The 12,941-nt window shown below is 37.5% G+C and carries 11 protein-coding genes and 3 tRNA genes; 4 read left to right on the top strand and 10 right to left on the bottom strand.

All coding sequences use genetic code 11. The annotated features are described in order from the left end of the window. Window positions 1–303 precede the first annotated feature (303 nt). The 7 genes from AC4MRQ_RS08080 to AC4MRQ_RS08050 all read right to left on the bottom strand — a co-directional run bounded on the left by AC4MRQ_RS08080 (window position 304) and on the right by AC4MRQ_RS08050 (window position 5,144). Window positions 304–378 (bottom strand) — tRNA-Pro (locus AC4MRQ_RS08080). 124 nt (window positions 379–502) lie between these two features. After that, window positions 503–577 (bottom strand) — tRNA-Pro (locus AC4MRQ_RS08075). 14 nt (window positions 578–591) lie between these two features. After that, a tRNA-Ser gene (locus AC4MRQ_RS08070) sits at window positions 592–678 on the bottom strand. A 210-nt stretch (window positions 679–888) separates the two neighbouring features. Then, window positions 889–1,872 (bottom strand): flotillin-like protein FloA, encoded by a 984-nt coding sequence (gene floA, locus AC4MRQ_RS08065; RefSeq protein ID WP_491197154.1) that lies wholly within the window; start codon window positions 1,870–1,872, stop codon window positions 889–891. Between the two features lie 4 nt (window positions 1,873–1,876). Further along, window positions 1,877–2,344, bottom strand: a complete 468-nt coding sequence (locus AC4MRQ_RS08060) for an NfeD family protein (protein ID WP_491197153.1) — start codon at window positions 2,342–2,344, stop codon at window positions 1,877–1,879. 4 nt (window positions 2,345–2,348) lie between these two features. Then, window positions 2,349–2,624: an ATP-dependent Clp protease adaptor ClpS gene (locus AC4MRQ_RS08055; RefSeq protein ID WP_491197152.1), complete on the bottom strand. Its 276-nt coding sequence runs from the start codon at window positions 2,622–2,624 to the stop codon at window positions 2,349–2,351. Window positions 2,625–2,675: 51 nt separating this feature from the next. Next, window positions 2,676–5,144, bottom strand: a complete 2,469-nt coding sequence (locus AC4MRQ_RS08050; protein WP_491197151.1) for an SPOR domain-containing protein — start codon at window positions 5,142–5,144, stop codon at window positions 2,676–2,678. A gap of 288 nt (window positions 5,145–5,432) precedes the next feature. Here AC4MRQ_RS08050 and bcp point away from each other — a divergent pair, with 288 nt between their 5' ends. Then, window positions 5,433–5,891 (top strand): thioredoxin-dependent thiol peroxidase, encoded by a 459-nt coding sequence (gene bcp, locus AC4MRQ_RS08045; RefSeq protein WP_491197150.1) that lies wholly within the window; start codon window positions 5,433–5,435, stop codon window positions 5,889–5,891. A gap of 44 nt (window positions 5,892–5,935) precedes the next feature. After that, window positions 5,936–6,958, top strand: a complete 1,023-nt coding sequence (gene recA, locus AC4MRQ_RS08040) for a recombinase RecA (protein WP_491197149.1) — start codon at window positions 5,936–5,938, stop codon at window positions 6,956–6,958. A 74-nt stretch (window positions 6,959–7,032) separates the two neighbouring features. Here recA and AC4MRQ_RS08035 read toward each other — a convergent pair whose 3' ends face one another. The 3 genes from AC4MRQ_RS08035 to AC4MRQ_RS08025 all read right to left on the bottom strand — a co-directional run bounded on the left by AC4MRQ_RS08035 (window position 7,033) and on the right by AC4MRQ_RS08025 (window position 10,682). Then, window positions 7,033–8,916 carry a protein-disulfide reductase DsbD domain-containing protein gene (locus AC4MRQ_RS08035; RefSeq protein ID WP_491197148.1) on the bottom strand — a complete coding sequence of 628 codons (1,884 nt, stop codon included), beginning with the start codon at window positions 8,914–8,916 and terminating at the stop codon, window positions 7,033–7,035. 45 nt (window positions 8,917–8,961) lie between these two features. Continuing rightward, the gene (locus tag AC4MRQ_RS08030; protein WP_491197147.1) at window positions 8,962–9,354 is read right to left on the bottom strand and encodes a thioredoxin family protein; all 393 of its coding nucleotides are present in this window, start codon (window positions 9,352–9,354) and stop codon (window positions 8,962–8,964) included. Window positions 9,355–9,443: 89 nt separating this feature from the next. Beyond that, the gene (locus AC4MRQ_RS08025; protein ID WP_491197146.1) at window positions 9,444–10,682 is read right to left on the bottom strand and encodes a thioredoxin family protein; all 1,239 of its coding nucleotides are present in this window, start codon (window positions 10,680–10,682) and stop codon (window positions 9,444–9,446) included. A gap of 127 nt (window positions 10,683–10,809) precedes the next feature. Between AC4MRQ_RS08025 and AC4MRQ_RS08020 the strand changes: the two genes are divergently transcribed. Continuing rightward, the gene (locus AC4MRQ_RS08020; protein WP_491197145.1) at window positions 10,810–12,294 is read left to right on the top strand and encodes a sensor histidine kinase; all 1,485 of its coding nucleotides are present in this window, start codon (window positions 10,810–10,812) and stop codon (window positions 12,292–12,294) included. 26 nt (window positions 12,295–12,320) lie between these two features. Next, the coding region (locus AC4MRQ_RS08015; protein WP_491197144.1) for a response regulator transcription factor at window positions 12,321–12,941 on the top strand (621 nt) is incomplete at its 3' end.

Here is a 12,941-nt window from a genome sequence, read left to right as displayed (position 1 = left end):
GGCTATTTCAGATAACCACTTTCTTTCTCCTACTTGATATATATCTCACTTGTTTCCCAACACAAATGTAGATAATTATTTCTTTTTTCGTTTTGATAAAAAGTTCTCTATTATAGAAACATCCTTCTGCCAAAAGTTATATACATGGCAAACAATTTTTAAGAATCATTTAATGCTAATATTAAGGACTTCTGAAGAAAATTCAGAGGCGTTACTTACGTGAAGTTTTCTTTGGTATAAAAAGAAAAAAGCTCATAAATCCAACGATTTACGAGCTTTTGATTGTATTTGATTAATACTTCGTCGGGGTACCAGGATTCGAACCTGGGACCCCCTGGTCCCAAACCAGGTGCGCTAACCGGACTGCGCTACACCCCGAAACATTATTTTTATTGATGAGAGCAAGATGCGCTTACTCCCGAAACTTCGGGATGCTACACCCCGAAACAATAAATAATTATCAAAATAAAAGAGCTAAACATTATTTAGCTCTTGAAAGTTGTCGGGGTACCAGGATTCGAACCTGGGACCCCCTGGTCCCAAACCAGGTGCGCTAACCGGACTGCGCTACACCCCGAAACTAAAATTGAGCGGAGGGAGGGGGATTCGAACCCCCGGTACGGTTACCCGTACGCCAGTTTAGCAAACTGGTGGTTTCAGCCACTCACCCATCTCTCCTTTAACCCTCTTTCTTTAAAGAGAAAGAACCGCTCTAGCTCCTCTATCCTGCGTCCCCTTTGCGATTGCGATTGCAAAAGTAGCAAATTGAATTAAACCTCCAAAATTAAAATGAAAAAAAACGACACTTTTTATTCACCCAATTTATTGCATTCACATAACTAATTATCGTTCAAAAAAAAAGCTACCCGAAGGTAGCTCTTAAAATATTTAATCTTTTTTCGGAGGTTTACCACCTGGCTTGGCAATTGAATCTCTCATGGCTGTATCTGCCTCAATATTTTTATACTTGAGATAATCCATTACACCAAGATTTCCACTGCGGAATGCTTCAGCCAGAGCTTTCGGTACTTCAGCTTCAGCTTCAATTACCTTAGCACGGGCTTCCTGTGCTTTGGCTTTCATCTCCTGCTCTAAAGCAACCGCCATTGCTCTGCGCTCTTCGGCCTTAGCCTGCGCAATGTTTTTATCTGCATCAGCTTGGTCAATCTGTAACCCTGCACCAATGTTTTTACCTATGTCAATATCTGCAATATCAATCGATAGGATTTCAAACGCTGTACCTGCATCTAATCCTTTTTCCAATACAACTTTAGAAATCGAATCCGGATTCTCTAATACTGCTTTGTGGGAAATGGACGATCCAATCGACGAAACAATACCTTCTCCAACACGAGCCAATACTGTTTCTTCTCCTGCTCCACCAACCAATTGTTTAATATTGGCACGAACAGTAACACGGGCTTTCGCGATTAACTGAATACCATCCTTGGCTACAGCAGCAACAGGTGGTGTGTCAATTACCTTAGGGTTAACCGACATCTGAACAGCCTCAAAAACATCACGTCCAGCCAGGTCAATAGCTGTTGCCATTTGAAAATTCAGGTCGATATTTGCTTTAGCAGCCGATACCAAAGCATGAACAACACTTTCCACATGACCTCCGGCCAGGTAATGTGCCTCTAATTCATCGCGCTTAATTTCTGATAATCCAGCTTTATAAGCTTCAATAAGGGCCCGAACAATAACACCCGGAGGCACTTTACGAATTCGCATTAAAATCAATTGAATTAACGAAATTCGAACGCCGGAAACTAAGGCTGAAAACCAAAGTAAAATTGGCACATAGTAAAGGAATAAGAATACAACGACTATAACCGCTGCTATCAAAAAGATGGGAGCTAATCCTGTCATTTAATTATATTTTTGGTTTGACAATTATATAAGTTTTAAATACTTCTTTTACAATCACAGTTGTGTTCTCATCGATAAAATGCCCCGGACATTTACCTTCAATAACCTCGTTATTAACCATCACCTTTCCAATTGGATTCAAACGGGTCATTGCAACACCTTCATCCCCTACATGAATATTACTTTCTTCAACCGTCTCAACCTGCCCGTCGACCTTCGAATGCAACATTAGTCGATTCCAGGTTTTAGCCCTGAATGAAAGCGCTAATATTATAATCCCTACAAATAAAGTTGCCACCAGGGCAATATTCCCATATGTAGAGCCATAACCTTGATACGCTAAAAACACGCCCCCGGCTGTAAATAGAAGACCTCCTATTCCGGCCACTGTGACACCAGGGAATACAAAAAATTCTAAAACGAAAAGAAATAATCCTAAAAGGATAATCAGGACAATAACAAGTGCTGACATAGTGTTAATCGATAGTAACTAATAAACGTTCTTTTGATAGTTGTTCTTTAATTGGAAGTAAATCATCAACAACGCCGGATTTAATCTGACATGAACCTGTATAGTGCGTTAAAAAAGCACATTGTTCAGCCTGAACGGCATCATGTTCACAAACTTCACACAATACATCAATCACATGGTCAAAAGAGTTGACATCGTCATTATGAAGTGTTAAAGTGCGAATTTCTTTACCGTTTTCCTCGCGGTTTTGTTCTTCACTCCTTCTACTAAATGAAACCATATTTCAAAAGTTTCTATAAATAAACCATTATTTTTCGTGAAATACTAATTTCTACTTCCTGAGTTCTTCTGTCAGATTAATTTGTTTACCATCTTTAAAAACAACTACAAAAGCACCAGCAAAACCAGCAGCTTGCACAACACCCAAATCACCTTGCGCTTCGGAATATGATGAATAGTTCCCGGCAAAATATTTAGTCAGATCCCGTCCCGGAATTTCGATTTTTGAAATGGCAGGAATCTTAGCTAATGCTGTTGCATTAGGTTCATTTCGGAAAACACCAATCTGAATTTTGTAAACAAGACCCGCATCCAGCTCTTTCTTGAACGCCTTTTCTACAACTTTAGCCGGCTCTTCTTCCTTAACAAACCCTTGTAATTCCTGATATGTTTTAGGTATTGTCTTTTGAGGAGTATCAACCTCCTGTTGTTCGTTTTCACTTGTGACTCCGGAGTATTTTACCAGCCCCTGCTCTTGCACTTTAACTCCATTACGTTTTATGGCTCCGGCTTTCTCATACTGTAACATATCATAACCTACTGTTTTATTGTTTATTCCATGCGCTTCCTTGTAATATTCTGCACTTTCCGCCTCAACTTGCTGAAGGTATGATAAGTCATCAAGAGTGTTTGAGATCAACACTTGCTTTATCTTGTTGTTATAAATTTGATGTTTGGTATCAAGCGATTCATGATACAGTTTTAGTGCCGTTGTTTTCAACTCCCTGGCTTTGTTAATCTGGTTTTGTACCGGACTATCCTCCTCAACGCTATCTTTACCTTTTATAAGACTCGTAATTACATCTTTCTCACCTGGTGCTTCTGCTGCATTTTCAAGAATTTTAGATGCTTCCAAGTTTAATATATTTCCCCAAATAAATAACGAATCTGCTCGATTAAGTTGTTGAATTTCCTCGGCATTAAACAACTTTTTGTACATTTTGTCCAACTCCTTCAATTCACGCTCAAACTCCTCATCAGTATAAAAAGTGTATTCTTCCGGTATTAATATTTCATTGTAATTAACCTTTTGCTTTTTCTCTACTTTAACATGCGTTGATGCCTTATATTCACCAGATGCAACCAATTCTTTAATCTTATTCTGCTCAATCAATCGTGCCTGGTAGAAGTTTCTTTCAATTTTGCTATCTAAACCATAAACATTTTTCTCAAGCAACAGAATATCGTTAACCAGCATGGAACGTTCCATCTCGGAATTAGTACTTGCATAAGCTGCTCTTTTTTGTTTCATCAATAACGACAGGCTATCCTTTTGAAATTGTAATTTAAGTCCGTCACTGAAAAGAGACCTTGCCTTCTCACTTTTAAAATGTTCAAGTTGACTATATTCTAATGTATCCGCTACAACAAATTGAAACAGATTTTCTTTCTTTTCCGTTCCTCTTTTTGAATCTCCATTTCTCTCATCCAATGACCAAATACTACCTTCAGAAACCTGCAAGGCCGCTGTTTCTTTAACTTCGTTAATGTCGTTTACAAAATTTTTAACAACGGAATCATCCCATTTAATGGTATAGACTATAAATGTACTATCATTCGTTTCCCTGTTGGAAGCAAACCAGGCAATCTTGTTAAATTCATCAGCAACAAATAAATGATCGTCTTTGGGTGAATTAAATGGAATCCCAAGATTAACAGGCTCTGTAAAAGTTTTAATTTCAGGATCGTAATGAGCCCTGTACAAATCATAACCACCAAAGCCCCCTTCGCGATCGGATGAGAAATAAATTGTTTCACCATCTATTAATACAAATGGCTCAACCTCGTTAAAAGATGAGTTAATACCATCAAGTGGTTTACTTTCACTCCATCCGTCAAGTAACTTTTCCATTTTACTAAGGTTTTTACCCTCTTCCTCATTTTCCATAGAAAAGTACACCTCATCTCCCCTTTCTGTCAAATATAGAATATCATCGGGTTTCAAACCTGATTCAAAAAATTCCTTATTATATGTCACTTTTCCTACATCTTTCGCCGGGTGGTAGGCACTTAATAAGTTCACATTATCAACTGTATCGCGATTGTAAACATCCAGATGATAGATTTTAGCCGATTGATGTAATCCAAATTCACACTCCAGACGGTATTGTTCTGCTTTCGCATTTCTAATATCTGAAGCTGATGCATATTTCAAAAAACGGGAATATTGCTTGATGGCTTCTTCAAACTGATATGTTAATTGATATGCGCGACCTAAATAATAATACGCATCACGACTGACACCTTTCAGAGTTGCATATTTCAACCGCTTTACTGCCTGAGATAAGTCACGATTGTTTTGTATCAGGCAAATTCCGTAATAATAATTGTATTTGATTTGACGATCGTAACTTTTAAGAAGGTATGCATAAGCTTTCTCAGCCTCTTCGTAGTTACCCTCTTTAAAAATGGCTAACGCCTCTTTTGCTGAATACCTCTTTATCTCCTGCGACTGGATTACTTGTCTTGAACCCACTGTCAACAGAATCAGAAATAATAATATTAACCTCAATTTACTCATTAGGTAGAACTGTTTCGAATGTTTTAGTATGCCAAAATTACACATTACACCCCAAAATGCTAGTCGGGTGTAGAAAAATATTACAATGAATCGAAAAGTCAATATTTAAATCAAGTTTAAACGAACACTCAACTGTTTTAACTGATATGTCTATGATATTTACCTGAAATAATGTCTGTTAATAACTTTTGAACCATGCCCAGTATTAATCGTTCTTATTTAAATATATTTGTAAATAGAATAGATTTGATGATACTGAAATCTATTCGACTTTAAACCAATTCAAAGATGCTTAAAGAAGGAGATAAAGCCCCGGTTTTCAAAGGGCTCAATCAAGATGACAAAAAAATTAGCCTGACCGATTTCGGAGGCAAGAAAGTAATTCTTTATTTCTACCCGAAGGATAATACTCCAGGCTGTACTGCCGAATCGTGTAATTTAAGTGAAAACTATGACACATTAACGTCACAGGGATTTGAAGTTATTGGTGTTAGTCCTGACAGTATAGCTTCACATCAGAAATTCATTGCTAAACACAATTTAAGGTTCAATTTAATTGCTGACACCGAAAAAGAAATATTGCAACAGTACGATGCCTGGGGTTTGAAAAAAATGTATGGCCGTGAGTATATGGGAGTTTTAAGAAAAACCTTTATCATTGACGAAAAAGGCATCATTATTAAGATATTTGAAAAGGTAAAAACAAAAGATCACACCAATCAGATTCTTGAAGAATTAGGACAATAAGTTTATTAACCCGGCAAAAGAAGAAACAGCTTAAAATCAATATAATGGCAGAAAAAAAAGATAATAATGTAAACAAAGAAAAGCTGAAAGCCCTTCAGCTTACAATGGATAAAATTGATAAAACCTATGGCAAGGGTACCATCATGAAAATGGATGATGCCACTGTCGAAGATATACCTGTTATTCCTTCCGGATCAATTGCTTTGAACATGGCGCTTGGTGTTGGTGGATTTCCAAGAGGTCGTATAATTGAGATTTATGGTCCTGAATCATCAGGTAAAACAACTTTGGCTATCCACGCCATTGCCGAGGCTCAAAAGGCTGGTGGTATTGCTGCTTTTATTGATGCTGAGCATGCTTTTGATCGTTTTTATGCAGAGAAATTAGGTGTTGACTTAGAGAACTTATTGATATCTCAACCTGATAATGGTGAGCAGGCATTGGAAATTGCTGATCAATTGATTCGTTCTTCTGCGATTGATATTATTGTTATTGACTCGGTTGCGGCTTTAACTCCTAAAGCTGAAATTGAAGGTGACATGGGAGATTCAAGAATGGGACTGCAGGCTCGTTTGATGTCGCAGGCACTTCGTAAATTAACCTCAACCATCAATAAAACCAATACAACTTGTGTATTCATCAACCAGTTAAGGGAGAAGATTGGTGTGATGTTCGGTAATCCGGAAACCACAACCGGTGGTAATGCTCTTAAGTTTTATTCTTCAGTGCGTTTGGATATTCGTCGTGTTACGCAGATTAAGGATGGTGAAAATGTGGTAGGTAGTCACACCCGCGTTAAAGTTGTGAAAAACAAAGTAGCGCCACCATTTAAGAAAGCTGAATTTGAAATTCGCTATGGAGAAGGTATTTCGCGGGTTGGTGAAATTCTGGATATGAGCGTTGAGATGAATATTGTTAAGAAAAGCGGTTCATGGTTTAGTTATGGTGAAACAAAGTTGGGACAAGGTCGTGAAGCAGTTAAGGAAGTAATTAAGGATAATCCTGAACTAGCAGAAGAGCTGGAACAAAAAATCATGGATGCAATTAAGGGAGTTACAACAAATTAATTGCCTGACAGATAGTAATCATAAGAAAGCCTGCAAGTATTATGCAGGCTTTTTTATGATATTTATATCCTGGTCTAGAATGAGACCACTTCTTCCACTGTTATTGGAGGCAAGCACATATCCTGGTTACAAGTTTGGTACTTTACAGTCACCTTCACTTTTTTATCCTCGTCCTTTACTCCATAGTATGCTCGTGTTGTTCTGAATATTTGTTCAAACTCCATTTCCAATCCTTCGTAACGAGCTGTTCCTTCCGGATTTGACACTTCTGGTGTACGCAACGATTGTGCAACGAGCCCTTCAAATGACTCAAACTCAATTGTTGTTGGAAAATAGCCTTCTTCACGATTATGCTTTGTATCGGCATATAAATACCAACCCGGTTTCATTCTAAATTTCACCTTAATAATAAATGGTGTTTCAAAACCATCAGCTCCTTCTGTTTGCTCAATTGCTATTTTTACCTGTTCGGTACTATGACTTCCTACTTCATTGGTTTTTAATTGATATGCTTCCGGCAATACAAAATCTTTAGCATCTGCATATTCTTTCACCTGAGCCTTTGTTGATGGTGCCTGACCATACATAATATAAACATATCCCCTGTGCCGCGACGAATAGATGTCTTTGACCTCATCGTCCAATTCTCGCTGATAATACCAAGGAATTTTATAACCGGGATACCAGTTAATCATTTGCTTTTCCCTCTCCATCGTTTCAGTATGACGGTTAGGATCACCATAACCATGACCCAAATCTTTACCAATACGCGGTAATCCGAAATGATCAAGTGGTTTCCAGGCCAATGAATCAACAATACTGTAATCATCAACAGAGATGATACTAACTCCTAACAGAAGATCTTTCACACCATCGTTATTGAAATCTTCAACCTTAACCTGCGTGCCCGATCCCGGGAATGGTCGCGGCTCTCCATCTTTACGCTCAAACAGTGGCTGACGCTGCTCAAAACGGATACCCTTGGGTGTTTTAACACCACGGAAAAACTCAACCGGATTCTGTCCTTCGTATGAATAAGTTGATGTAGCCAATAAATCCAATACACCATCACCATCCCAGTCAACAGGCTCAATGTAAGATTTCATATCACCTGATATGCAGCCAGCCTGACCATACTTTTTAATATTATCATCTATGGTCTTTTGATCAACCAGAATCAAAGGCTCACCGTCAACATCTAATAATAATTGGCGGTAACCAAATTTAGGTTTGGTTTTCGTCCCAATATTCAATGCGACCCGAAGACCACCCGATCCGGCCACAAATAAATCATACAGACCATCACCATTAAAATCAGCAAAGTTAGCCGAACTATAGTTCCAATAATCCAACGATGCTTTATCTGTTAGAGGCAAGCCATTGACATATTTACGCGGATCGCCATCCTGCTCCACTTCTACAACCGGCTTAAAACCTTCCGCAGTACCTTCCCACATAGAAATAATACCCGGGTTATAAGATCCGGTCAACATATCATCAATACCATCACCTGTTATATCAACAAAACGCGGGTGAAAACCAATACAACACCAGTAATAAGCTGTAATCGTATCTCCAGCTATATCTTTGGCATACTCAAATTTACCTGAGAACTTCGGATGTTCATTTGAACCTTCATTTAAGTGCACTTGTAGGAATGAACCCGTTTCACCTGTTTCAAACTCACCAATTAATAAATCTTTTAAACCATCTTTGTTCCAATCGAACAAAGCCGGATATGCATATCCATGTTTCTCAGTAATTATTTCGTCAACTGATCCCTGCACATGAACCGGCTGACTTAATATAGGCGCTCCGGGAATATCTTTATTTACCAGCTCAGGTATTGTAACCATGTTTTGGGTTTTCATATTCTGAGCATCATTATACGTGGGGTAGTTGGGTGATGAGCATGCCACTGCCCATACTGCCAACAGGAATAGACTTATTTTCTTCATTATAGATTATTTAACAAATTAATATGTGCCAATTAACTGATATAGTTACTTTGCAAGATTTAATAGTTTTCCTTCATCTTGTACGCCCATCACTTTATTGGTTTGTATACCATCCGCTTTTGCATAAACCAAGGTTGGATAAGCTTTCACACCATATTTCTTAGCCAATTCAGGTCCTTCACCTTTTTCTGCATCAACTTTTAAGCAGATATACTTTGCATTGTAAACTTTACCAACCGATTCAAGGGTAAAATATTTTTTAGCCATCATTTTACATGGTCCGCACCATGAAGTGTAAAAGTCCATAAATAATTCTTTTCCCTCAGCTTTCGCCTTAGTCTGTGCCTCGGCATATGTACCCTGGAAGAATTCAATACCCTGGGACATAGCACCAGTACTTAATAGTAAAGCAAACGCAACAATTACAATAGTTCTCATATATTTTGAAGTTTAATATTATGCAGCTATAACACGAACAAATCATTTATGGGTGACACACCAAACAAGAAAAATACTTTTTTGTCCTATTAATACTTTTGTAAGTACCTTAACAATCCTGCAAAACTCTTATTAGTATGTCCATCAGCTACACGCTGTAAATAATTCAGACTTTGCTCATCTCTTCTATCATAAGGATACAATTCCCTATCCAGCAAGATGTTTTGAGCATACATCACTGCTTCCTGCGGATCACCAGCCAAAATCATTAAGCGCACCAAAACGGCATTCATAAGAAGTTGTTGACCTTGTCCAACCATTATGGAATTCAGCTCATTCATCAAAAGATGAATATGCTCAGATTTCACAGCCTGACCTTGTAAAACTGCCACTAAAACATCATGATTTAGCACGGGACTTAACCTGTACTTCTGCATAAACATAAAATAATCATCTACAAAAGCAGTCGCATTGTTGGACTGAATCTGGTGCATTAACTCCATATATTCCAAAGCCGGATAACAACGCTTTCCAAAATCACGCTTTAGTTTTCGCTTATAATCATCGATACTATATGGCGATTTAACTTGATTGTACTTCAAGATTGTTGAAAAAATATGAATAGATTTTTGGGTATCTCTTAATTCAAGCAAATCCTCCTGATTCCTTACAAGGATATGATACAGTTCATTATCAGGATAGGCATAATGATACAACATATAACGAACTCTTTCATTGTGCATCAACTGCCTTTCCGGTAAAGCACTTACATACTCATGCACAAGATCATAAGGCGGAGGTAAACTAGTTTCAATAACTCGCTCATTAATGTATTTCTCTAAAAATTGCCAACTACGATCTCCTGATTCGTATCGTTCCAAGTAATATCCCCATTCTTTCTCTCCCGGATAATTCAATGCCAATCGACCTGCCTTTAATACAGCTTCAGAACTAACTAATCCCTTATTATTGGTAATTCGAACCAACTGCCCGTCAGGTTTAATAAAAACAAGGGCAGGAACACCCCGCACTCTATAATCTTTTATCAATTGCCTGCCTTCGCCTTCGCCGACATTAACCCTGTGATTAATAAAATTACGATTATAAAAATCACCAACCTGACTATTTTGCCAAACTTGCTCATTTAATATTTCACATTGCTGGCTCCAGTCAACATATAAATAAAAGCACGCCACTTTTTGTTGACGCTGCGCTTCGTTTAGCACCTGCCAATAATCATCGTTGTCACACTGAAACCATTGTGTGCCATGAGCCGATATTTTACCATAAGTAAAGAATAGTAATATGAATGCAAATAAGATTTTCATGCTTGGCGAACATTACTATACAAATAAAACTTATTGTCGAAAAACAAAGGGTTAACACTCCCCCAATCAAGGTTAATTAAGGTTAACGTTGTGATCATACTAAACACAAAGCACTTATATTTACATTATGGAAAGAAATCCTTACTTCAAAAAAAAGCTGCGCATTGTTGTTCTGATGGTAGTAAGCCAGCTTCTGCTTTCCACGTTTGTAGGTTATTGGTTAGTAACGCAATACAAAAATGAGAAACATACACTTAACAGACAGTTGCGAACCCACTATTACGATGTTCGCAGTGAAATGTTTGATCGTGTCTTGTATGAGTCAATCATTACACCAATAATCGAAAACCAGGATAAATCAAACTATAGTAACGTACACTTTAAGGATATTGAGTTGAATGAACAGAAAAAGATTGTTTTGGTACAATCAATTGTTGATTTATTAAATGAAAATGAGAAGTCCTTAGATAAAATATTTGACTATTATACTTCGGTATATCCGCGCACAGAACCTGATGATATTACCCAAAACATCTTAATGACCATCCAGAATTATATCTTTCAGGCAGGTATTCGTTTACCTTATCAGTTTATGGAAGATGAAAAGGATTTAGTGTTTATTAAAATTGATGAAGAACTTTTTAAGAAACTTTACCTGCTTCGTTTGGAATACAATGATATACAAATAGAGGCGCAGTGGTTTGATAAATCGCAACAATTAATTCCTGATGAAAAAACATTATCTGTCAACAGATATCTGCCCGATAATGAAACTATAGAAGTTGAAGTATTATTTAGCAAATATCGATTACATCTTCTTAAGGTGATATTTGTTCAGATATGTTTTGGTATTATCTTATTAAGTATGACTGCTTTTGCCCTGATTTTCACTTACCAAAGCTATCTTAGACAAATACGATTAAGCGTTCTAAGAACAGACTTTATCAACAACATAACCCACGAACTTAAAATTCCTGTGGCTACGGCAAAAGCTGCTCTCGAGGCTCTACGCAGTTTTGGTATGCAAGCCAATCCCGAAATTATGGCCGAATACCTTGACATGGTAGCCAATGAAATGAATCGTTTGGATGGATTAACGTCTAGAGTTTTGGAACATTCCAAATTAGAAAAACAGGAAAAACACCTTAAAAAGGAATCAACTAATCTTGGCAATTTGATTCAACAGTGCCTGAATAATATCAATCCTCTTTTAACAGATAAGAATATACAGCTTAAATATAACAGACCTGATGAAGAAATTACTTTAAACCTCGATGCACTATACATTGAAGGAGTAATAAAAAACCTGCTTGATAATAGCATTAAATATGGAGGCAATAATACGGAAATCAATATTGACCTGGACCTAATGCAACATCAGGCAGTAGTAGCTATCAGCGATAATGGTCCCGGTATACCTGAAGGATATATCAATAAAGTATTTGATAAATTTTTCAGAGTGCCAAAAGGTGATCAGCACAACGTTAAAGGTTTTGGCTTAGGACTTAGTTTTGTTGCTTTGGTTATAAAGCAGCACAATGGTACAATAACGGCGGAAAACTTAAAGGAGGGTGGTTGTCGCTTTACAATTAAACTTCCTCTTGAAAACTAACTTGGAACGACTAAAATCAGAATAGGATGAAAGCAAAGATTTTTTACGTTGAAGATGAACCAAACCTGGGTAAAATAACCTTCGACACACTTAAACTGCAAGGCTTTGAAGTGGTTTGGGAAACAGACGGTGGTAAAGTGATGGAACATTTTGATTCATTTATGCCAGATATTTGTGTGTTGGATATCATGCTTCCCAATGTTGATGGTCTGTCACTTTGTCAACAAATAAAAAGTCGCTTTCCGACCTTACCTATTATCTTTTTAACTGCTAAAACAGAGACAGAAGATCTCGTTCTTGGGTTTGAAGCCGGAGGAACAGATTATATGCGTAAACCCTTCAGTATTGAAGAATTGATTGTGAGAATAAAAAATCAACTGGCAATTCATAAAAATCAGACAATTGCTCCACACGAGAATGATGAAATTACGATTGGGAAATACAAATATTTACCGCAACGCTATGAATTAATTGCACCCTCCGGAACCATTAACCTCTCAAGCCGCGAGGGTGAACTGTTACAGATGATGGCGGGTAAAGGTTCACAAATTATCGAACGCAAGAACTTATTGTTGACAATTTGGGGTGATGACTCTTTCTTTAACTCACGCAACCTCGATGTTTATATTAAAAAGCTTCGTAATTAC

It is taken from the genome of Carboxylicivirga sp., from assembly GCF_982718395.1.
The sequence above is the reverse complement of the archived record's forward strand: the minus strand, read 5'-3'. Positions and strand labels throughout refer to the sequence as shown.

Bases quoted from the DNA above. Each gene is read 5' to 3' on its own strand.
- AC4MRQ_RS08050 (WP_491197151.1), bottom strand. From the start codon at position 5,144: ATGAGTAAATTGAGGTTAATATTATTATTTCTGATTCTGTTGACAGTG.
- bcp (WP_491197150.1), top strand. From the start codon at position 5,433: ATGCTTAAAGAAGGAGATAAAGCCCCGGTTTTCAAAGGGCTCAATCAA.
- AC4MRQ_RS08030 (WP_491197147.1), bottom strand. From the start codon at position 9,354: ATGAGAACTATTGTAATTGTTGCGTTTGCTTTACTATTAAGTACTGGT.
- AC4MRQ_RS08055 (WP_491197152.1), bottom strand. From the start codon at position 2,624: ATGGTTTCATTTAGTAGAAGGAGTGAAGAACAAAACCGCGAGGAAAAC.
- AC4MRQ_RS08025 (WP_491197146.1), bottom strand. From the start codon at position 10,682: ATGAAAATCTTATTTGCATTCATATTACTATTCTTTACTTATGGTAAA.
- floA (WP_491197154.1), bottom strand. From the start codon at position 1,872: ATGACAGGATTAGCTCCCATCTTTTTGATAGCAGCGGTTATAGTCGTT.
- AC4MRQ_RS08020 (WP_491197145.1), top strand. From the start codon at position 10,810: ATGGAAAGAAATCCTTACTTCAAAAAAAAGCTGCGCATTGTTGTTCTG.
- recA (WP_491197149.1), top strand. From the start codon at position 5,936: ATGGCAGAAAAAAAAGATAATAATGTAAACAAAGAAAAGCTGAAAGCC.
- AC4MRQ_RS08060 (WP_491197153.1), bottom strand. From the start codon at position 2,344: ATGTCAGCACTTGTTATTGTCCTGATTATCCTTTTAGGATTATTTCTT.
- AC4MRQ_RS08035 (WP_491197148.1), bottom strand. From the start codon at position 8,916: ATGAAGAAAATAAGTCTATTCCTGTTGGCAGTATGGGCAGTGGCATGC.